Below are 21612 nucleotides of genomic sequence, written 5' to 3'. Positions count from 1 at the left end.
CGACAGATCGCCACGGGTAAAATTCATTAATCAGAAATTTATCAGAATAATCAGAGAAACGATGCATTTTCCGCAGGGTTGCGGCAGTTATTTTATCGGCGGAAAGGCAGTCACTGAATATCGTTCTTGTAATAGCGTGCGGAGAGGACTTTAATAACTGACTGAATTTATGTTTACTTTTCCGGTCAGTGTGTCTGGCTGTCCGGGCCTGTTTCCGCTGTATGCGCAGGAGTTGCACGTTGAATATTGAAATGTTGTCGACCGGTGATGAAGTACTGTACGGACAGATTATTGATACCAATGCCGCCTGGCTGGCTGACCGGTTATTTACGCACGGACTGGTGATGACCCACCGTTCGACCGTCGGTGATCAACTGGGGCCGCTGGTGGAAGAATTGCAACAGCGCAGTCAGTATGCGGATATTCTGATTGTTAATGGCGGGCTGGGACCGACCAGTGATGATTTAAGTGCGCTGGCGGCAGCCATGGCCTGCGGGGTTGAACTTGAACTGAATCAGCAGTGGCTGCAACAGATAGAAGCCTTTTTTCGTCAACGGGGCAGGCCGATGGCGGCGTCTAACCGTAAACAGGCAGAAATTCCCCGTCATGCAGAGGTTATTGATAACCGGGTCGGTACCGCCTGTGGTTTTGCAGTAACACTGAATAAATGTCGTATTTTTTTTACTCCGGGGGTTCCTGCTGAGTTTAAGGTGATGGTGAATGAGCAGATTCTGCCGCGTCTGGCGGCGCAGTACAGCCTGCCTGCCGCCCCGGTTTGTCTGCGGCTGACAACGTTCGGTCGCGGAGAGAGTGAACTGGCCGAAGAGTTTGACCACCTGCCGTTGCCCGAGGGCGTCAGCCTGGGCTACCGTGCCGCGATGCCGATTGTCGAAATTAAGCTGACGGGGCCCGCCAGTGAACGTCAGCAGATGGAGAGCTGCTGGCAGCTTATCCGGCAGAAACTGGCTGACTGGACGCTGTTTGAAGGAACTGAAGGGTTGCCGGCATTACTGGCCCGTGAGCTTATGGGTCGTGATCTGCGGCTGGCTGTAAGTGAGGTTTTTACGGCCGGATTACTGCACTGGTCGCTGGCGGCGGCGGATGTTCCCCTCAGCGGCGGCGATCTTCCGCGGCCAGGCCGGGAAAGCTTAGGACAGCTGGCAGACCGGCTGCAACTGCTGGCTGAGTCTCAACAGGTGCCGCTGGCACTCGGGGTGAGTGAACTCAGTGACCAGTCATTAGGCATCTGTCTGGTGACACCACAGGAAATACGGGCGCAGGCCCTGACATTTACTACCCTGCGTCATTCGCAGGCCGCCCGGCAGGAGCTGATCAGTACCGTTGCCATGCATATGCTGTTGCGCTGGTTACAGGGGAAAAACAGTCATGGAAGCTATAGCTGGCTGGAAGTGACTGAGGTACTGAACCGGTGACGATATTTTCCGGGCAGGCCGGCGGGCGATTGTGCTGAAAGAGGCCTGCCGTGTGCGGCGGGCCTCTGAGTCTTTGCTGACTATTTTCTTCGCAGCTTTGCCTGCGTCACTGGCTGTGGAGCGTCGCGGGTTACAGATCCAGCTCTATATCACCGACCGGACGGCAGCAGCAGGGCAGTATTTCACCCTGTCCGACAAATGCCAGAGGTTTACTGCGGTAGCACACCTGGCCCTTACGCAGTCTGACCCTGCAGGAACCACAGTAACCTTCGCGACACTGATACTCGACCGGAAGCTGATGGGCCTCAAGGGCAGTGAGCAAATCAGGGTAGGTATTCTTAGCACATTCGAGCTGCCGCCCCGAACGGCTGAGCGTAATGACCTCTGGTTTATCCGGCATGGTTACAGCTGGAAGTCGTTAAAATCATCAGCACCGACTTCTGAGTCGATTTGGCCGACTAAATAAGAACTGACTTCCACTTCCTGCGGAGCGACCTGAACGTTATCTGATACCAGCCAGGAGTTAATCCATGGGATCGGGTTGGAGCGGGTCTGGAATGGCAGATCCAGCCCGACAGCCTGCATACGGATATTGGTAATATATTCAATATACTGGCACAGGATATCTTTGTTCAGACCAATCATTGAACCGTCACGGAACAGATATTCTGCCCATTCTTTTTCCTGAATGGCGGCTTTTTTGAACAGCTCATAACACTGTTGCTGACATTCCGCGGCGATCTCTTTCATTTCCGGGTCATCTTCCCCGCTGCGCATCAGGTTCAGCATATGCTGGGTACCTGTCAGGTGCAGGGCTTCATCGCGGGCAATCAGGCGGATAATTTTAGCATTACCTTCCATCAGTTCCCGTTCGGCGAAAGCAAAAGAGCAGGCGAAGCTGACATAAAAACGGATAGCTTCGAGCGCATTTACGCTCATCAGACACAGATAAAGCTGTTTCTTCAGGTTACGCAGGCTGACAACGACCTCTTTACCGGCGACCTGGTGAGTACCTTCTCCCAGTAAGTGCCAGTAGCTGCTCATTTCGATTAAATCGTCATAATAGCCGGTAATATCTTCAGCACGCTTAAGGATTTGTTCATTAGTCACGATATCATCAAACACCAGTGCCGGGTCTGTGACAATGTTACGGATAATATGGGTGTAAGAACGTGAGTGGATCGTTTCGGAAAATGCCCAGGTTTCAATCCAGGTTTCCAGTTCAGGGATGGAGACTAACGGCAGCAACGCAACGTTAGGACTGCGGCCCTGGATAGAGTCCAGCAGAGTCTGATATTTCAGGTTGCTGATAAAGATATGTTTTTCGTGTTCAGGCAGTGACTGATAGTCAATTCTGTCACGGGCAACATCAACTTCTTCCGGACGCCAGAAAAAAGAGAGCTGTTTTTCGATCAGCTTTTCAAAAATATCATATTTTTGCTGGTCGTAACGGGCAACGTTGACGGACTGTCCGAAGAACATCGGTTCTTTTAACTGATCGTTTTTGTTTTGCGAGAATGTAGTGTAGGCCATCAGGAAACATCCGATAAATACTGGCTGACGTTTCAGCGGTTAAAAAGCTAAAGTCAGGGGCCGCCGCGGCGGCTCCTGACGGAAAGGGTTAAATCTTGCAGGCGCCGCCTTCACAGCCGTCGTCCGCCGGGGCCAGGTCATCCTGAGCATCTTCGGCACCGTCACGGGTGTTCTGGTAGTAAAGCGTTTTTACACCAAATTTATAGGCGGTCAGCAGATCTTTCAGTAACTGCTTCATCGGCACCTTGCCGTTAGCGAAACGGGAAGGGTCGTAGTTGGTATTGGCAGAAATCGACTGATCGACAAATTTCTGCATCACACCGACCAGCTGCAGATATCCGTCATTAGATGGCATTTCCCACAGCAGTTCATAGTTGTCTTTCAGGGTTTCATAGTCCGGTACGACCTGGCGCAGAATACCGTCTTTCGACGCTTTAATACTGACATGACCGCGCGGAGGTTCAATACCATTCGTGGCGTTAGAAATCTGCGAAGAGGTTTCTGACGGCATCAGCGCGGACAGGGTTGAGTTACGCAGACCGTGAGTTTTGATCGACTCGCGCAGGGACTCCCAGTCCAGATGCAGAGGCTCATCACAGATCGCATTCAGGTCAGCCTTATAAGTGTCGATCGGCAGTACTCCGGCGGCATAGGTGGTTTCATTAAACCACGGGCACGCACCCTGTTCTTTAGCCAGTTCATTTGAGGCTTTCAGCAGGTAGTACTGAATCGCTTCAAAGGTTTTATGCGTCAGGTTATTTGCACTGCCATCGGAATAACGTTTACCGTGTTTCGCCAGGTAGTAAGCAAAGTTGATCACACCTATCCCCAGGGTACGGCGTCCCATGGCCCCGCGTTGTGCTGCGGGGATCGGGTAGTCCTGGTAGTCCAGCAGGGCATCCAGCGCACGTACTGCCAGGATTGCCAGTTCTTCGAGTTCATCCAGGCTGTTAATGGCACCCAGGTTGAAGGCAGACAGCGTACAAAGGGCAATCTCGCCATTTTCGTCATTTACGTCATTCAGCGGCCGGGTTGGCAGCGCAATTTCCAGGCACAGGTTCGACTGACGGACCGGAGCAATGGCCGGATCAAACGGGCTATGGGTATTACAGTGATCAACGTTCTGAATATAAATACGTCCGGTAGACGCACGTTCCTGCATCATCAGGGAGAACAGTTCTACCGCTTTAATCCGCTGTTTACGGATGGTGCTGTCCTGCTCGTATTTTACGTACAGACGTTCGAATTCATTCTGGTCGGCAAAGAAGGCATCGTACAGACCCGGCACATCAGACGGGCTGAACAGGGTGATATCTTCCCCTTTCAGTAAACGCTGGTACATCAGCTTGTTGAGCTGTACGCCATAATCCATATGACGGACGCGGTTACCTTCGACACCGCGGTTATTTTTTAACACCAGCAGGCTTTCGACTTCCAGGTGCCATAATGGATAAAACAGGGTCGCTGCGCCGCCGCGAACGCCACCCTGAGAACAGGACTTAACCGCAGTCTGGAAATGCTTGTAAAAAGGAATACATCCCGTATGGAAGGCTTCGCCGCCACGGATCGGGCTGCCCAGCGCACGGATACGGCCAGCGTTAATACCAATACCGGCGCGCTGTGAGACATATTTCACAATCGCACTGGAAGTAGCATTAATGGAATCAAGACTGTCGCCGCATTCAATTAATACACAGGAGCTGAACTGGCGGGTCGGGGTACGCACACCGGCCATGATCGGCGTAGGTAACGAGATCTTAAAGGTCGATACCGCGTCATAAAAACGTCTGATGTAGTCGAGACGGGTGTCACGCGGATAGGCAGAGAACAGGCAAGCCGCAACCAGGATGTACAGGAACTGTGCACTCTCGTAAATATCACCGCTGACACGGTTCTGAACCAGGTATTTACCTTCCAGCTGTTTGACCGCAGCATAAGAGAAGGTCATGTCGCGCCAGTGGTCGATAAAGCTGTCCATCTGAGCAAACTCTTCTGCGGTGTAGTCTTCCAGCAGGTGTGGATCGTACTTACCGCGTTCAACCATTGACGTGACATGGTCAAACAGTGCCGGTGGTTCAAACTGTCCGTACGCTTTTTTACGCAGGTGGAAAATAGCCAGTCGGGCTGCCAGGTATTGGTAATCAGGCGCTTCGCGGGAAATCAGGTCCGCGGCTGCTTTGATAATGGTTTCATGAATATCGGAGGTTCTGATGCCGTCATAAAACTGAATGTGCGAGCGCAGCTCTACCTGTGAGACCGAGACATTGTGAAGACCTTCCGCTGCCCAGTCGAGTACCCGGTGTATTTTATCGAGATTGATTCGTTCCTGGCTTCCATCGCGTTTCGTAACGAGCAGACTTTGGTTCATGTCGCGTTTACCTATCTATGCATTAGTATCAGTGAGTTATATATTTCGTGTAGTTATGCACAGTATTCTCATTGTGAATAAAACTGTGGATAACCACTACATGTAGGGGGTGTCGATAAAATATATAACAAGATAGGCTGTATTTTAGTGACTTCCGCGGAGTTAACAAGTGCAAAAATAGGGCGTAATTTGACTTGTAATTTTTGTTTTTTTTCGTAGCCCGCATGATTAAAGGCACCATCTGATGTCAACATTTGGAAGAAAAAAATTCTTTTTATGATCGGTAGCCGATTTTTCATTCAGGGAGAACCGGGGAAGGCATTTACACTGACAAACGAAATGGTTCAGGAGACAGAGACTGCTTTATTTTCCGGCAGGTTGGTTTTGTTCTTCTGCCGGAAACTTTTTAAGCATAAAATGCCGGAGTTAGGATTTTTCCGGGCAGCTGGTATGTACCATATAGTTGACGTCGACACCATGACCGAGGCGGAAATGGCTGGTCAGCGGATTATAGTGCAGGCCGATCATGCCTTCTTCGCGTAACGGAGTTTCATCTACCCAGTTCAGCAGCTCCGCAGGACGGATAAACTTTTTAATATCGTGGGTGCCGCGCGGTACCATACGTAACAGATACTCTGCACCGAATACCGCCATCAGCCAGGCTTTAGGGTTGCGGTTGATGGTCGAGAAAAATACCTGCCCGCCGGGTTTCACCAGTCTGGCGCAGGCATGGACCACCGAACGCGGGTCTGGCACATGTTCCAGCATTTCCATACAGGTAACAACATCGTATTGTCCTGCAAATTCGCTGGCATGTTCTTCGACCGTACGCTGCACATAATCGACGCTGACGCCACTTTCCAGGGCATGCAGCCGGGCAACTTGTAAAGGTTCTGCTCCCATATCCAGACCGGTCACCTCAGCCCCTTCGCGGGCCATACTCTCGGCAAGGATCCCGCCGCCACAACCGACATCCAGGACTTTTTTGCCAAATAACCCGTGGCTGTTCTGGCTGATATAACCGAGACGCAACGGGTTAATACGGTGCAGAGGTTTGAATTCGCCTTCCAAATCCCACCAGCGGGAGGCGACTGCTTCAAATTTGGCAATCTCCTGATGGTCAACGTTCTGGTTTGACTGATTTTCCTGTGCAGGCATATTCATGGATTACGACTCCTGAAAAAATTTTACCGAGTATAAACACTTAATCGGCCAGCGGCACCCTTAGTCTGTGGATCTGCATAACTAATCTGATGCTGACGTGCACCGCAGGGTGGTACTGTGATATGATTCGCCGCCTGAATAGTCGGCAATATCTAGAGGGATATCGGCTCCATGAGCGACTTAGCAAGAGAAATCACACCGGTTAATATCGAGGAAGAATTAAAAAATTCTTATCTCGATTATGCCATGTCGGTCATCGTTGGCCGTGCGTTACCTGATGTGCGTGATGGCCTGAAACCAGTACACCGTCGTGTATTGTTTGCCATGAGCGAGTTAGGTAATGACTGGAACAAAGCCTACAAAAAATCTGCCCGTGTTGTCGGGGATGTGATCGGTAAATATCACCCGCACGGTGACTCCGCAGTCTATGAAACGATTGTCCGTATGGCACAGCCGTTTTCATTACGTTATATGCTGGTAGACGGGCAGGGTAACTTTGGTTCTATTGACGGTGACTCCGCCGCGGCGATGCGTTATACGGAAATCCGTATGGCAAAAATCGCCCATGAATTGCTGGCAGACCTGGACAAAGAAACGGTTGATTTTGTGCCTAACTATGATGGCACAGAACAAATTCCTGAAGTCATGCCGACAAAGATCCCTAACCTGCTGGTCAATGGTTCGTCAGGTATTGCCGTCGGCATGGCGACCAATATACCTCCGCACAACCTGAATGAAGTGATTAACGGTTGTCTGGCATTAATCGACGATGGCGATATTACCGTTGAAGGTCTGATGGAGCACATCCCCGGACCGGACTTCCCGACGGCAGCGATCATTAATGGTCGTCGTGGCATCGAAGAAGCATACCGTACCGGACGCGGGAAAATTTATATTCGCGGCCGTGGTGAAGTGGAAACAGACCCTAAAACCGGACGTGAAACAATTATCGTCCACGAAATACCTTATCAGGTGAACAAAGCCCGGCTGATCGAAAAAATCGCGGAGCTGGTCAAAGAGAAGCGTATTGAGGGCATCAGTGCGTTGCGTGACGAGTCTGATAAAGACGGTATGCGTATTGTCATTGAAGTGAAACGTGATGCGGTCGGTGAAGTGGTGCTTAATAACCTCTATTCTCTGACCCAGTTACAGACGTCTTTCGGTATTAATATGGTGGCACTGCATCAGGGCCAGCCAAAAATTATGCCACTGAAAGATATTCTGGAAGCGTTTGTCCGTCACCGCCGTGAAGTGGTTACCCGTCGTACCATTTATGAACTGCGTAAAGCGCGTGACCGTGCTCATATTCTTGAAGGGCTGGCGATTGCTCTGGCGAACATTGATCCGGTGATCGAGATGATCCGCCGCGCACCTTCTCCGGCAGAAGCGAAGGCTGCACTGGTTGCTCAGGGCTGGGCGCTGGGTAACGTTGCCGTTATGCTGGAAAAAGCCGGCGATGATGCAGCGCGTCCGGAATGGCTGGAACCGGAGTATGGTATCCGTGACGGTGAGTATTACCTGACAGAACAACAGGCTCAGGCGATCCTCGACCTGCGTCTGCAAAAACTGACCGGTATGGAACATGAAAAACTGCTGGATGAGTACAAGCAGTTACTGAGTGAAATTGCCGGGCTGATCTTTATCCTGGAAGATGCTAATCGTCTGATGGATGTGATCCGTGAAGAACTGGTTGCGGTCCGTGAGCAGTTTGGTGACGCACGCCGCACGGAAATCACTGCCAATTCGGCTGATATTAACATCGAAGATTTGATCAGCCAGGAAGATGTGGTCGTTACTCTGTCGCACCAGGGATATGTAAAATATCAGCCCCTGACAGACTACGAAGCACAACGCCGTGGTGGTAAAGGTAAATCCGCTGCCAGGATCAAAGAAGAAGACTTTATCGATCGCCTGCTGGTGGCGAATACCCATGATACCATCCTGTGCTTCTCCAGCCGTGGCCGTCTGTACTGGATGAAAGTGTATCAGTTACCGGAAGCCAGCCGTGGCGCCCGCGGACGTCCGATTGTTAACCTGCTGCCACTGGAAGCCAACGAGCGTATTACCGCGATCCTGCCGGTACGTGAGTATGCTGAAGGCCTGAATATCTTTATGGCAACCGCCAGCGGGACAGTGAAGAAAACGGCACTGACCGAATTCAGCCGCCCGCGCAGTGCCGGGATCATTGCGGTTAATCTGCGTGATGACGATGAGCTTATCGGTGTGGCTTTGACCGACGGTAATGATGAAGCAATGCTGTTCTCTGCTGCCGGTAAAGTGGTCCGTTTCTCCGAACAGGCCGTGCGGGCGATGGGGCGTACTGCTTCCGGGGTCCGCGGAATCAAACTGGCAGAAAATGATCGGGTGGTTTCACTGATTATTCCTCGTGAAGACGGGGCTATTCTGACGGTTACCCGTAATGGTTATGGTAAACGTACCGCTAACCAGCAGTACCCGACCAAATCCCGTGCCACCCAGGGGGTGATCTCCATCAAAGTGACGGAGCGTAATGGTCCGGTGATCGGTGCGGTACAGGTTGATGACAGTGACCAGATTATGATGATCACCGATGCCGGCACCCTGGTGAGAACCCGTGTCTCCGAAGTCAGTGTTGTGGGTCGTAACACCCAGGGCGTAATCCTGATCCGTACGGCTGACGATGAAAATGTTGTCGGTTTGCAGCGTGTTGCTGAACCGGTTGCTGAAGAAGAGCTGGATGCAATTGATGGTTCGGTGGCCGAAGGCGATGATGATCTGCTTCAGGAACCTGAAACAGATGATGATACAGAGTCTGACGACGAATAATTTCCCTGCGTTCAGCAGATAGCAAAAGAGGCATCCCTGTGGTGCCTCTTTTTTATGTCTGTCTGCCGGTGCTTTCGGGGTGGCATCTCTGTAAAATTAAAATGTATGTGATAGTCTTAAGCCCGTCAGCGGTTGCTGTCACTTTGTACTGATGAGCCGGTTACCCCATTCATCGTTTTGTTCGTTCCGACTTACTGCAGTGAGTTTCCAGTGAAATATCTTGTCTCTTTTCGTACCACGCTACGGGTTTCTCGTTATCTGTTTCGCATACTGGCACTCTTGCTCTGGCTGCTGGGTGGGTTACTGAGCGCGTTTTACCTGCTGAATGTGTTACATGAAAAGGAATCGGATATCAGGGAACAGCTTTCCGGCAACTACAGTCTGGCCGGCTGGTATATCGCCCATTCCAATGAAGCGATGCGGGAACTGAAATACATTACCGAAGGGCAGTTAAATAATAGCCCCGATGATAACTCTTTTACCCTGAGCAGCAGCAAAAATTACTCGCCTCAGTTTTCACCGTTGTTCAGTGACGATGATTGCAGCAGCGTCGATACAGGCTGGCGGACTACGTTATCCACGCTGGGCGGTTTTTTGCATTACTGGGAAAGCCAGTATGTCTCATCTTATGAAATGAGCCGGATTTTTCTGCTGCATAATGGCAGTAATTGTCTGGCGACGTTTTCCTTTACAACCAGCGAAGTCAGCAGTGACTCCGGCATGAATTCCCTGCAGGAAAATGTGCTGAGATTTAATAACAGCTCTGCGGCAGAACAACGTAACCCTGTCTACTGGATCACGGCGGGGAATCAGCCGGGCGTCGGGGCATTTTATATGATGATGCCGGTGTATACGGGCAATCAGCAGGTCGCTTTGCTGAGCTTTGAACAAAACTTACGGCTGGATGAGCTGGTTACCCCGGGCAGTACCCCGGTGGCTACGTCGATTGTTAATGATGATGATCAGCTGGTGTTATCCACGGACAGCAGTATCAGCAGCCATAGTTTCGAATCGCTGCCCGACAGCCGGGAGTGGTTTGGCTATATTAATGGCTATAGCCAGTTAATACTGAAGCAGTCACTGTCACCGAGCCCTTTCAGTATTATCTATTCTCTGCCGACCGGTTTGCTGTTTAATCAGATGAAACTGATGATCATCAATGCCATTCTGCTGAACATTTTCAGCGCATTAATTCTTATTGCACTGACGATCATCTTTGAACGGCGGATGTTACTGCCAGCAGAAGATAATGCACTGCGTCTGGAGGAACATGAGCAGTTTAACCGGAAGATTGTAGCCTCTGCACCGGTCGGCATCTGTATCCTGCGGACCAGTGATGGCAGTAATATTCTGAGTAACGAACTGGCACATGACTATCTGACGCTGCTGACGGCCGAAGATAAACTGCGGCTGACAGAAATTATAGGCGGACAGCAGGTGAATTTTGTGGATGTGCTGACCGGCTCTAACACTAACCTGCAAATCAGTTTTGTCCATAGCCGTTACCGTAATGAAGATGTCGCTATCTGCGTACTGGTGGATGTCAGTGCCAGGATAAAAATGGAGCAGTCTCTGCAGGAAATGGCCGACTCAGCGGAACAGGCCAGCCAGTCAAAATCTATGTTCCTTGCTACCGTCAGCCATGAACTGCGTACGCCTCTGTACGGTATTATCGGTAATCTGGATTTACTGAAAACCCGCGAACTGCCGAAAAATTCAGACGCACTGGTCAGTGCGATGACGAACTCATCAGATCTTTTATTGAAGATCATTAACGATATTCTTGATTTTTCCAAGATTGAATCTGAACAGTTAAAAATTGAACCAGGGACATTCTCCCCCCATGAGATGATGGGACATATTATCTCTAACTACCTGTCCCTGGTGGTAAAAAAACGCCTGACCCTGTATTGCCTGATCGAACATGATATTCCGACCGCCCTGTTTGGCGATGCCATGCGCCTGCAGCAGGTTGTCTCTAATCTGCTCAGTAATGCGATTAAGTTTACCCATACCGGGGTTATCGTACTTCATGTCTATCAGCAACAGGGGTACCTGGCATTCAGGGTACGTGATACGGGGGTAGGGATACCCGCCCGCGATGTACTGCGTTTGTTTGACCCGTTCTTTCAGGTGGGCACCGGAGTACAACGTAATTTCCAGGGAACCGGACTGGGACTGGCTATTTGTGAAAAACTGATCAATATGATGGATGGCGATATTGATGTGGAATCAGAACCGGGTATGGGCAGCCAGTTTACGGTGCGTCTGCCGGTATATCAGGGACTATGGACACCGGCAGCCAGTGATCTCAAAGGCAGGCGGATATATCTCTCCCTGAAAAACCGTTGTTTTGCCGATTATCTGCGACGCCAGTTACTGGCATTATCGGTGACGCTGCTGACCACAGAACAGCAGTTAACCCCGGAGGATATCTGGCTGACCGACTGTGACGATACTGCCGATATTGCCTGTAAAGCACGTATCTGTTTCAGCAGTGAGCACACGGATTTCCCGAGTGAAATCAGGCCAGGAGTATGGCTGATCACCACTTCGATGCCCCATGAGTTGCCGGAACTGTTGCGCCGCATTTACCGGCCGGTCAGTGAAGTGAAATTACTGACAGAGCAGACCCCGGATAATGGTGATAATAGTGCCAATGAAGATATTCTTATCCTGGTGGTGGACGATCATCCGATTAACCGGATGCTGTTGTCCGGCCAGTTGCACACCCTGGGATACCAGGTAAAAACGGCTCAGGATGGGGTGGATGCTCTGAACGTGATGAAACGCATTGATGCGGACATTGTGCTCAGTGATGTCAATATGCCGAATATGGATGGCTATACGCTGACACAGACCTTGCGTGAGTCGGGCTATCAGCGGCCGGTGATCGGCGTCACAGCCAATGCGCTGGCTGATGAGAAACAGCGTTGTCTGGCGGCGGGAATGGATGACTGTTTATCAAAACCAGTCACATTACAGGAGCTGAAAGTAAGCTTGCGCAGTTATACAGAGCAGGTCAGAAAGTCCCGACCATCGCAGGCGTAACTGGCTGGATTTTTCATTTCAGTACAGAGAACAGCAGCCTCTGCCTCAGGGCACGAGGCTGCTCAGATAATCAGTCTTTTGGTGGTGTTGCGCTGACAGAAGACAGATAGTTAAGCAGGGCAATATCGTTATCCACACCCAGCTTCATCATGGCAGATTTTTTCTGGCTACTGATGGTTTTAATACTACGGTTCAGTTTGCGGGCGATTTCTGTTACTAAAAAACCTTCAGCAAACAAGCGCAGTACTTCACTCTCTTTCGGTGACAGACGTTTGTCTCCGTAGCCACCGGCACTGATTTTTTCCAGTAACCGGGCAACAGATTCCGGAGTGTACTTCTTACCTTTCTGCAGGGCGGCCAGAGCTTTAGGTAAATCGGTGGGAGCACCTTGTTTCAGTACAATGCCTTCGATATCCAGGTCCAGTACCGAACTGAGAATCGCCGGGTTGTTGTTCATCGTCAGTACGATGATCGCCAAATCCGGATAATGACGTTTTATATACTTAATCAGAGTGATCCCATCGCCGTATTTATCACCCGGCATCGACAGGTCGGTGATCAGGACATTGGCTTCGAGCTTAGATAAGTTATTGATGAGTGTGGTTGAATCTTCGAACTCACCGACGACGTTAATCCAGTCTATCTGTTCCAGAGATTTACGGATCCCGAATAAAACAATCGGATGATCATCGGCAATAATTACGTTTAAGTTATCCATTTTTTTTAGCTACCTTACTGCAGCAGTGAGTTCACGTAGTGTTCGATATCACTGGTGGTATTTTTAATGTTTAAATCATCGCGCTCTTCAATCAAACGCTCCAACTGTTCACAGTATACTTTGCCATCCTGCAGGCCAAGCATCGCGAAAACGCCTTTCAGACGATGAGCAGTCAGGGCAAGCGCAGCATAATCGTTATCAGAAATTTCAAGATATAATTTTTCGACATCATCGGGCACTGTGTCCTTAAATATCTGAAAGTACTCGGGTTCTTTTAGCATATCGCCCGTGTTGCTCTCAGGAGCTTCCTCCGTCTCGTCCTTAGTCAGTTGTTTCTCAATCAGTAATAACAGCGCATCCAGAAATGCCTGGTTCAGATTATAATTCACCCGGTACTGTTGCGCATTAATCGCAGTATAACCCTGCTCTGAGCCGGTGATCAGCAGTGCCCATCCGCTCAGTCTGGCGGGCACATCAGTCAGCAGAAAATCATAGTCCTGGCCCGGCACCCGGTCGTCAGCTATCAGGCATTTTGCTCCCCAGAACTCTAACTGACGACTGACAATTTTATAGATATCATCAACCACCACATCCACCAATACTGTTATTCCATCCAGTATTTTTTCTTCCTGATCGATTCCCTGTTGCTGAACCGGCAGAGGCATCAACAGACTAAAATGGCTGCCGATACCGGGTTTAGAGATAATATCCAGCTTTCCGTTCAGGGTCTGGCAAAACTGGCGACAAAAAAACAAATCCATACTGTTTGATTTTTCATCATTGACCGTACTGACTTCTCCGCTGAACGGAAAATCGGCATTGGCTAATTCTGTCTTATTCAGACCCTGACCAGTATCTACAATATTTATCAATAGTCGATCAGTATGTTCCGGGCTTGCGCTGATCCTGACAGATATTTTACCCCAATGGGTCGTTCCGAAGGAGTACCAGAGTAGTGTCAGCAGAATTTCACGTAACAGGTTACGGTCACCGAGACGAATTTCGTCCGCAGGCCGTAAATTACTGACAATGATTTCCAGACCACGCTGGTTAATTGATGGCAGTAAAGTGCTCACTATGTCATCAATAAGTTGCTGGAGACAGAAAGGCTGCAGGTCTGCTGACCACTGCCGGTTTTCCAGCCGGGTCAGCAAAATAATATTGCCGGTCATCCGCACCAGATGTTCGCCTGAATCGATCAGTTGCTGCCAGCCGGGTTCATCCAGCTGGCCATGCAGGGAAGTCAGACGCTGCAGTAACCGGTGCAGAGGCTGGCGAAAAGCGTTACCGATATTTTCCAGTAACTGATGCCGCATCTGGTGGTTTTGATCGAGAATTTTCTGGGCGTGCTGTAGTTTTTTATTCACCAGGATCTCCCTGTCCTGGTTACGGATCATAAAGAAGCAGTATTGAGGGGAACACTGACTTTGCTGGTGTCTGACTTCGTAGACTTCATTGTTAACAGTTACCTGCAACACGCCACGATCACCGTCTGACAGCGTAATAATTTTCTGCAGGTTGAGATGAGGGATCAGCTGAGCGGCCTTTTCATTACTCACCACTTCCTGACGGGTATTGAAATCATAAATAAGGAAACCTATCGGCAGACTGTCTACCATTTCTTTATTCATCTGACGCAGTAAATCTGTTTCCGGATCAGGTGATTCTTCTGCCGGAGCAGGCACACGGCGCAGCCAGAAACTGCCGGCTACCGAGAGCATCAGTAATAGCAGCGACAGGGATAAAGTTAAAAAAGATCCCTGCAGAGCCTGATGCAGTAATACCATCACCGGCAGATGATAGGTAATAGTCATCGGTGAAGCATTTAACGGGGCGACCAGATCAACGGAGGTGGTCGCCAGATTCAGGCTGTCTGAGTTACGGGTATCATTATTACCGTTAAGGTTCTCTGTATTATGAAAAGTTAACCATTCCGGACGCAAATCACCGTTCAGTAAGTCATCCACCGGCAGGTCAAATGCCAGTACCGTGGCCAGGTGGCCCGGCTGGTTAAAGGTGGTTCTTAATGTGAAGTAGTAGTCATTACTGTTAGGTAAATGCCGCAGGCCGGAAAAACTTTCGCGCTCATCCAGGGTATTTGCCTGTTGCAGCATTTCTGCCCGGCGTGCGGAAACCAGTCCGGTAATGCTTTCACCGTTATAGCGGCTCAGCATATCTTTCAGTGGCAGAGTGGATATCATCGTCAGGCTGTTATCCTGGCCATTCAGGTAATACATTGACCAGGTATTTTTCTTTAATGCCCAGAAACTGTCCAGGAAATCGGTCGCGCTGCGGGCGCTGGCGAGAGTATTACTGTCATGAGAGCCAAAAATCAGTGCTTCTGTTTTATGGCGATCTTGCGCCGGGGCGTAGACATCAGCCCGCAAGCGGGTTTCCTGCAGGGTGGCACTATCATCGTCGGTAGCATCATCAGCGGAGGTCTGATTACCGTATATTTGCCAGGTGGCAAACCGGTAGTTATCAATGCGCAGTTGTGTTGAGCGTGCAAAATTCTCTACCAGAGTCTGCTGGTGATGCAGTTGGGTACCCAGGCTGTCATAGATAACGCTGATGATAATAGCAATAACTATCACGTTGAAAAAAATAAGAAATTTAAGTAAATGACCTGACAGCGGCGAATTATTTTTTCCGGACATAAAAGTTTCTGAACCTGAGGTAATGTGGAATCGCTCCCACAAAAGATGGACTGTGACGATGGATATCAGCGAAGTACCGCACAGGGTAACCTGTTTTGCCGGGCTGATACCAGGCCACTGACTTATCCAGGTCCGTAATGGCAGACGCTATTGTGCGCTAAAAATATCCTCAATAGGTGAGGAAGTAAAGCTGCGTCCCGAAATAACTTACCGCTGATACGGGCACCGGCAATCGGCTCCTGACAAGCGCCAGCACGGATAACATCTTATAACTATCAGTACTGAACATCCTGAAGTCAGCTGCCGGTTATCAGGACGCTGATAAATTCTGTCGGCAGAAGCCGTGAGGCTGAAAAACCATCGTTAATCATGAGTAATATTAATCATTATTTAATTTCGTTAAGTGATATTTATCGCGCAGGATAATTATTAAAAGATATTAATTATTTGACCGGCACAAAATAAGATGTCAGTCAGGGCAGGGGGGGAGTAATTATCAGACTGTTTTTTGGGCAAAAAAAACCGGACGCGAAGTCCGGCAGGGAATGTTAAGACAATAATCATTCGGGGTGAATGAAGGTAATAATAAAATAAATGATGATAGCAATTGACATTATATTCCCGTCACCCCGTTTTTATTTATCATTCAGTGCGGTTATTTTTAACATCAAAGCATTTACAAGAACATTTAACTCTTTGACAATTAGTGCCTAATTCTTTACCGGAATAATTTTTTTGTTGATTTAACCTTTAGTGCTCATTAATAGTGGTGCCTGGTTTGAAAAAGTTCCGCAAGGTTTACATTCTGAAATTATTTAGAAATAAATTGAAGCATTTTCGTCTGTTTAGTATCATTTTGCGGATAGATTATTTCTTATCCTGAATTAACATGACTTAAGAAAACACTTGCTTTACTTTTATATAATTTTCCTGAGTCAGTCTCTGACGTTACGGGTCCCACTCGAGGGTAATAACATGAAACTTCGCGTTCTTTCACTATTGGTACCGGCACTGCTCATGGCTGCAGGATCAGCCAGTGCAGCCGAAATTTATAATAAAGACGGTAACAAGTTAGACTTGTCTGGCAAAGTTGACGGCTTACACTACTTCTCAAAGGATAATGGCTCAGACGGTGATCAGTCATATATGCGTTTTGGTTTTAAAGGCGAAACGCAAATTTCAGATCAACTGACAGGATATGGCGCATGGGAATATCAGGTCGCCGTGAATAATGCTGAGTCCCAGGGCAGTGCTGACAACTATACCCGTTATGGTTTTGCCGGGCTGAAATTTGATAATGACGGTTCACTGGATTATGGCCGTAATTACGGTGTTGTGTATGATATTGCCAGCTGGACGGATGTACTGCCGGAATTTGGCGGCGATACCTACGGTTCGGATAACTTTATGTTCCAGCGTTCCAGCGGATTGCTGACTTACCGTAATTCAGACTTCTGGGGACTGATTAACGGCCTGAAGATTGCAGTGCAGTACCAGGGAAAAAATGGCAGTTCCAGTGAAACCGCCAATGGCCGTGATGTCTTAGGTCAGAACGGTGATGGCTGGGGTATGAGTGCCAGCTATGATCTTAGTCCGGACTTATCTCTGGGTGCGGCGATGTTCTCTTCCAACCGGACCACGGAACAGAATAACTATATCAGCGCTGATAAAAATCACATTCTGGGTAAAGGTAATAAAGCACAAGCCTATACAGGCGGTGTGAAATTCGACAACGGCGATGTTTATCTGGCGGCTATGTATACCCGTTCTTATAATGCGACCCGGTTTGGTAACAGCAGCGATTCAACCGCTTACGGTTATGCGGATAAAGCCGATAATCTGGAATTAGTTGCCCAGTACCAGTTTGACTTCGGTTTACGTCCGTCTCTGGCATTTATTTCTTCACGGGGTACCAGTGTGGAAAAATACGGTGCACAGAACCTGAAACGTTATGTGGATGTCGGCGCCACATATTACTTCAACAAAAATATGTCTACCTATGTTGACTATCAGATCAACCTGCTGAAAAACAACCAGTTCACTGAAGCGGCCAATATTAATACTGATAATATTGTTGCACTTGGTCTGGTATATCAGTTCTGATAAAAAACAGGCAGCGAATGTTATGTGCTGCCTGTTTCCTGTCGGGGTAGCCTGAATCCTCAGTACCTGTTGTCACTTTTCCCGCCACGGTTTAATGGGCGGGATAAGTGGCGATGGGTTCCTTCCAGAGCCGAGCCTGCCTGGGTAAAAACCGCGGACAATAACCATTGTGCCCATAACTGCTTTAGCTGCTGACCGATCGCCGAAAATTTCTTCATCTGCAGTACCTCATTATTACTTCACCGGTTATTCACTCTATTGACAGCAAAATTTATGCCAGCAGATAGCACGGATATTCACGGGGCCCGGCAGTCATTTTGTTAGTATAGCGCCTCATTTTGGTGCGTCTTTGCCCTGTGGTGGCTGGTGAACTTCCGGCTGAACCTGGCTTATAATTCCGGAAATAAATTTGATGAGAGTTCTTTGCTGCGGCACCGTACTACTGAGTATGGTACTCGCCCTGAGTGGTTGTGATAATGCAACGTCTTCCTCCGGTCAGAATCTGGTGATGGAAGGTAAAACCATGGGTACGGTCTGGCGTGTGACTGTCGCTGATGTACCTGCCTCACGCCGCAGTCAGTTACAGCAGGTTATTCAGCAACAGCTGGATAATGATGATCAGGAACTTTCAACCTGGAAAACTGACTCGGCACTGTCGCGTTTTAACCAATACACCGGCACCCGGCCCTGGCCGGTCAGCGAAGCGATGGCCGATATTGTTACCATGGCATTGCGTATCGGTGCCAAAACCGGCGGAGCAATGGATATTACGGTCGGGCCGCTGGTCAATTTATGGGGATTTGGTCCGGAAAAAATGCCGGCACATACTCCTGCACAACAACAGATTGATCAGGCCAAAGCCCGGACGGGACTCAGACATCTCAAAGTCATTCAGACGGCGGATGGCCAGGCGTTACAAAAAGATCTTCCTGATTTATATGTTGATTTGTCAACCATGGGCGAAGGATATGCCACCGATCATCTTGCCCGTTTAATGGAATCTCAGGGAATTACTAACTACCTTGTTTCTGTCGGGGGGGCGTTGCTCTCGCGGGGGCATACGGCAGAAGGTAAACCCTGGCGAGTAGCCATTCAGAAGCCAACGGATCTGGAAAATGAAGCACAGGCAGTAGTGGATTTACAGGGGCATGGTATCAGTACTTCGGGTGATTACCGTAACTATTATGAGCTGGATGGTCAGCGTATCTCTCATATTATCGATCCTGCTACCGGCCGCCCGATTGAGCATAAACTGGCATCAGCAACTGTGATAGCCACCACTGCCGGAGAAGCTGATGGCTGGGATACAGGACTGATGGTTCTGGGGACGGAAAAAGCAAAAGCACTGGCCCTGAAACAGCATCTGGCTGTTTTTCTTATTACCCGTAACGGAGATAAATTTGAAAGCTGGGCCTCACCGTTGTTTAAATCATTTTTGCTTACTGAAGCAAAGTAACCTCTGCGGAGTAATAATAAACCATGCTGGATCTTTTTGAGGGCGACCCCCCGTGGCAGGAGGCACTGGCAGAAGACGCTGTCATCCTGCGGCGTTATGCCAGGCATGATGATCACTGGCTGTTCGACCAGATTATGGCGATTGCCAGCCAGCGTCCCTTTCAGCACCGGATTACCCCCGGCGGTTTTCGGATGTCGGTGGCGATGACCCATTGTGGCCTGTATGGCCGGCCCGCAGACGCTCATCCGATTAATGGCGGGTTGCTGATGCCTGATAACTTAAGAAAATACGCTATTACTACCGCCCTGAGTGCCGGTTTCACCGGCTTTCGGCCAGACTCCTGTCTGATGAACCGTTATGCTGTCGACAGCAAGTTATCGTTACATCAGGATAAAGACGAAAAGGATCTGCGTCAGCCGATTGTCTCTGTATCTCTCGGGCTGGCTGCGGTATTTCAATTCGGAGGCTTTGAACGCGGCGATCCGGTGACTAAAGTTATGCTGGAACACGGGGATGTCGTGGTCTGGGGGGGACGTTCCCGGCTGCGTTTTCACGGGATTTTACCCCTGAAACCAGGCTCACATCCCCTGACCGGAAAATACCGTTATAATATGACGTTTCGTTGTGCCGGGTAATGGTGTATCAGTGACTGATCCAGCTGAATACGCGTTGCCGGGTAATAGCATAGCTGACAGTAAAACAGCGGCCCTGGGGATAGTCCTGTGACAGAGTCTGTTTCAGCTGTAAACAGGCCGTCGAGTTCATTTCATCAATAGTCAGTAATCTTACCTGCAGGAAGTCGATATACTGACGGACTTCCGGCCATAATGCCTTATACAGACTCTCTTTCAGAGAAAATAGCAGGGTTACTGCCTGCTCCGGGGGTAACTGTACTGAAGCCAGCAGCTTCCCTTCTTCTTTATCCATCAGGATATCCCTGATCTGGCTGGTCGTATGGCGGTTCATCCACTGTTCCGTATCGTTTCCTGCCAGACGCTTTTGCGGGTCTGCCAGCAAAAATACCATTCCGCTGGTATGTGACAAGGATGCCGTCAGGGCCGGGGGCCAGCGGGGCGAACGATCAGGATTGTTGGTCAGTATAAAATTTTTAATACCGTAGCTGGCGGCAATTGATCTGACCAGCCAGCGGCTGGCCAGGTATTCTGCCTGGCGTTTACGGGCAGCCCCGCTGATGGCCATCGGGCAGGGAATATTATAGTGCTGGTACAGATGCGGACTGAAGGTTGCGCTATCAAAGGCAGCACAGGCCAGAACCGGAGATGACGCAGAAAAAGCCGCGCGACAGATAAACTGTCCGTCAGGCAGGACTAAATTTTCGGTAACGGCAGAAGGGAACTCAGCAGACATCAGCATAGTTATCCGGCTTAACCGGCTCCGGGAATAAAATCAGGCCGGCGGATTCAGCCGGCAGCAGAATTATAGCGTGCCGGAGCGAAAATAACGTAGCGGATAACGCTGTTGCCCCGCAGAGTCGAAATTGTCTGCACTCAGCCATTGTGTAAATGCTGATCGCAATCCGGGCCATTCCTCGTCGGTTACGGAAAACCATGCAGTATCGCGGTTGCGTCCTTTATACACCATCGCCTGACGGAATATACCTTCAAAACGGAATCCCAGCCTGAGTGCTGCATTGCGTGAAGGTGTATTCAGGCTGTCGCATTTCCATTCATAACGACGATAACCCAGAGTGTCAAATGCGTAGCGCATCAGTAAATACTGTGCTTCTGTAGAAAGCGGAGTACGTTGCAGTTGTGGTGAAAACATAACATGTCCGGCTTCTGCCACGCCATTAGCCGTATCGATTCTCATCAGTGACAAGCTGCCTGTGGCTTTACCGGTAGCGTTATCAATAACAGCAAAATGGAATGGATCGCGGCTGTTAGCAGCGGCGCGAATATATTCATGAAAGTGCTGCCGCGAGGTAAAGGGGCCTGAAAACATATATGTCCATAAAGATTCACCGCCTGTTTCACACTGTAGTGCCTGACAGAGATCCTGTTCATGGCGCTGGCTGTCTAACGGCTGTAACTGGCAATAGTGGCCCGTCAGTGTTACTGCTTCAGGGAGCTTTGCGGGTTGCCAGGTATCCACCGGCAGGCCGATGGGTTGTCCGAACTTATTGATTCTGTCAGTCATTGTTCTTTTCCTGTCAGTCAGTGGCGTGGAAAACCTACTATAAGTGTCAGCCTGATTCCGGTGGAACAATATTTCCGGGCTGAAGTGTGAAATATCTTTTCTGTCAGTACAGAGCCCGGGGGAGGGTGATACACTGCCGGGCAGGCAGCCGGACAATCTGGCAGAAA

15 protein-coding genes are annotated in these 21612 nt (G+C 49.5%); 6 read left to right on the top strand and 9 right to left on the bottom strand.

Features of this window, described 5'->3' with window-relative positions; all coding sequences use genetic code 11:
- Positions 1-251 precede the first annotated feature (251 nt).
- Positions 252-1433 carry a nicotinamide mononucleotide deamidase-related protein YfaY gene (locus JK211_RS03105; RefSeq protein ID WP_212707279.1) on the top strand — a complete coding sequence of 394 codons (1182 nt, stop codon included), beginning with the start codon at positions 252-254 and terminating at the stop codon, positions 1431-1433.
- A gap of 130 nt (positions 1434-1563) precedes the next feature.
- On the opposite strand, the gene yfaE is transcribed toward JK211_RS03105, so the two are convergent.
- From yfaE to ubiG, 4 genes are all read right to left on the bottom strand, one after another.
- Positions 1564-1833 carry a class I ribonucleotide reductase maintenance protein YfaE gene (gene yfaE / locus JK211_RS03100; protein WP_212707208.1) on the bottom strand — a complete coding sequence of 90 codons (270 nt, stop codon included), beginning with the start codon at positions 1831-1833 and terminating at the stop codon, positions 1564-1566.
- A 2-nt stretch (positions 1834-1835) separates the two neighbouring features.
- Positions 1836-2966 carry a class Ia ribonucleoside-diphosphate reductase subunit beta gene (nrdB, locus tag JK211_RS03095; protein ID WP_212707207.1) on the bottom strand — a complete coding sequence of 377 codons (1131 nt, stop codon included), beginning with the start codon at positions 2964-2966 and terminating at the stop codon, positions 1836-1838.
- An 88-nt stretch (positions 2967-3054) separates the two neighbouring features.
- Complete coding sequence (gene nrdA, locus JK211_RS03090; protein ID WP_212707206.1) at positions 3055-5334, bottom strand: class 1a ribonucleoside-diphosphate reductase subunit alpha; 2280 nt, start codon at positions 5332-5334, stop codon at positions 3055-3057.
- A 426-nt stretch (positions 5335-5760) separates the two neighbouring features.
- A complete protein-coding gene (ubiG, locus tag JK211_RS03085; protein ID WP_212707278.1) occupies positions 5761-6492 on the bottom strand; it encodes a bifunctional 2-polyprenyl-6-hydroxyphenol methylase/3-demethylubiquinol 3-O-methyltransferase UbiG in 732 nt (243 codons plus the stop codon).
- A gap of 177 nt (positions 6493-6669) precedes the next feature.
- Here ubiG and gyrA point away from each other — a divergent pair, with 177 nt between their 5' ends.
- Both gyrA and rcsC read left to right on the top strand, forming a co-directional pair.
- Complete coding sequence (gyrA, locus tag JK211_RS03080) at positions 6670-9303, top strand: DNA topoisomerase (ATP-hydrolyzing) subunit A (RefSeq protein ID WP_212707205.1); 2634 nt, start codon at positions 6670-6672, stop codon at positions 9301-9303.
- A 210-nt stretch (positions 9304-9513) separates the two neighbouring features.
- Positions 9514-12354 carry a two-component system sensor histidine kinase RcsC gene (rcsC, locus tag JK211_RS03075; RefSeq protein ID WP_212707204.1) on the top strand — a complete coding sequence of 947 codons (2841 nt, stop codon included), beginning with the start codon at positions 9514-9516 and terminating at the stop codon, positions 12352-12354.
- Between the two features lie 70 nt (positions 12355-12424).
- Here rcsC and rcsB read toward each other — a convergent pair whose 3' ends face one another.
- Both rcsB and rcsD read right to left on the bottom strand, forming a co-directional pair.
- Positions 12425-13072, bottom strand: coding sequence for a response regulator transcription factor RcsB (rcsB, locus tag JK211_RS03070; RefSeq protein ID WP_212707203.1), 648 nt, complete (start codon positions 13070-13072; stop codon positions 12425-12427).
- Between the two features lie 14 nt (positions 13073-13086).
- Positions 13087-15729 (bottom strand): phosphotransferase RcsD, encoded by a 2643-nt coding sequence (rcsD, locus tag JK211_RS03065; RefSeq protein WP_212707202.1) that lies wholly within the window; start codon positions 15727-15729, stop codon positions 13087-13089.
- 975 nt (positions 15730-16704) lie between these two features.
- Here rcsD and ompC point away from each other — a divergent pair.
- On the top strand, positions 16705-17832 hold the full coding sequence (ompC, locus tag JK211_RS03060; protein WP_212707201.1) for a porin OmpC: 1128 nt from the start codon (positions 16705-16707) through the stop codon (positions 17830-17832).
- A gap of 59 nt (positions 17833-17891) precedes the next feature.
- Here the strand turns inward: ompC and JK211_RS03055 are convergent, their stop codons facing one another.
- Positions 17892-18050, bottom strand: coding sequence for a hypothetical protein (locus tag JK211_RS03055; RefSeq protein WP_212707200.1), 159 nt, complete (start codon positions 18048-18050; stop codon positions 17892-17894).
- A gap of 194 nt (positions 18051-18244) precedes the next feature.
- Between JK211_RS03055 and apbE the strand changes: the two genes are divergently transcribed.
- Together apbE and JK211_RS03045 are read left to right on the top strand one after the other, a co-directional pair.
- Complete coding sequence (gene apbE / locus JK211_RS03050; RefSeq protein ID WP_212707277.1) at positions 18245-19288, top strand: FAD:protein FMN transferase ApbE; 1044 nt, start codon at positions 18245-18247, stop codon at positions 19286-19288.
- Positions 19289-19311: 23 nt separating this feature from the next.
- A complete protein-coding gene (locus JK211_RS03045) occupies positions 19312-19923 on the top strand; it encodes an alpha-ketoglutarate-dependent dioxygenase AlkB (protein ID WP_212707199.1) in 612 nt (203 codons plus the stop codon).
- Between the two features lie 7 nt (positions 19924-19930).
- Here the strand turns inward: JK211_RS03045 and JK211_RS03040 are convergent, their stop codons facing one another.
- Positions 19931-20662 (bottom strand): 4'-phosphopantetheinyl transferase, encoded by a 732-nt coding sequence (locus JK211_RS03040; protein WP_212707198.1) that lies wholly within the window; start codon positions 20660-20662, stop codon positions 19931-19933.
- Between the two features lie 63 nt (positions 20663-20725).
- Complete coding sequence (locus JK211_RS03035; protein WP_212707197.1) at positions 20726-21445, bottom strand: GNAT family N-acetyltransferase; 720 nt, start codon at positions 21443-21445, stop codon at positions 20726-20728.
- Positions 21446-21612: the final 167 nt, after the last annotated feature.

Origin of the sequence: Tatumella sp. JGM130, assembly GCF_018257525.1 — a bacterium.
GTDB classification, from domain to species: Bacteria; Pseudomonadota; Gammaproteobacteria; order Enterobacterales; family Enterobacteriaceae; genus Tatumella; species Tatumella punctata.
The sequence above is the reverse complement of the archived record's forward strand: the minus strand, read 5'-3'. Positions and strand labels throughout refer to the sequence as shown.

Excerpts from the sequence above, each read along its gene's own strand:
- JK211_RS03105 (WP_212707279.1), top strand. The coding sequence starts at position 252 with ATGTTGTCGACCGGTGATGAAGTACTGTACGGACAGATTATTGATACC.
- yfaE (WP_212707208.1), bottom strand. The coding sequence starts at position 1,833 with ATGCCGGATAAACCAGAGGTCATTACGCTCAGCCGTTCGGGGCGGCAG.
- nrdB (WP_212707207.1), bottom strand. The coding sequence starts at position 2,966 with ATGGCCTACACTACATTCTCGCAAAACAAAAACGATCAGTTAAAAGAA.
- nrdA (WP_212707206.1), bottom strand. The coding sequence starts at position 5,334 with ATGAACCAAAGTCTGCTCGTTACGAAACGCGATGGAAGCCAGGAACGA.
- ubiG (WP_212707278.1), bottom strand. The coding sequence starts at position 6,492 with ATGCCTGCACAGGAAAATCAGTCAAACCAGAACGTTGACCATCAGGAG.
- gyrA (WP_212707205.1), top strand. The coding sequence starts at position 6,670 with ATGAGCGACTTAGCAAGAGAAATCACACCGGTTAATATCGAGGAAGAA.
- rcsB (WP_212707203.1), bottom strand. The coding sequence starts at position 13,072 with ATGGATAACTTAAACGTAATTATTGCCGATGATCATCCGATTGTTTTA.
- rcsD (WP_212707202.1), bottom strand. The coding sequence starts at position 15,729 with ATGTCCGGAAAAAATAATTCGCCGCTGTCAGGTCATTTACTTAAATTT.
- ompC (WP_212707201.1), top strand. The coding sequence starts at position 16,705 with ATGAAACTTCGCGTTCTTTCACTATTGGTACCGGCACTGCTCATGGCT.
- JK211_RS03055 (WP_212707200.1), bottom strand. The coding sequence starts at position 18,050 with ATGAAGAAATTTTCGGCGATCGGTCAGCAGCTAAAGCAGTTATGGGCA.
- apbE (WP_212707277.1), top strand. The coding sequence starts at position 18,245 with ATGAGAGTTCTTTGCTGCGGCACCGTACTACTGAGTATGGTACTCGCC.
- JK211_RS03045 (WP_212707199.1), top strand. The coding sequence starts at position 19,312 with ATGCTGGATCTTTTTGAGGGCGACCCCCCGTGGCAGGAGGCACTGGCA.
- JK211_RS03040 (WP_212707198.1), bottom strand. The coding sequence starts at position 20,662 with ATGCTGATGTCTGCTGAGTTCCCTTCTGCCGTTACCGAAAATTTAGTC.
- JK211_RS03035 (WP_212707197.1), bottom strand. The coding sequence starts at position 21,445 with ATGACTGACAGAATCAATAAGTTCGGACAACCCATCGGCCTGCCGGTG.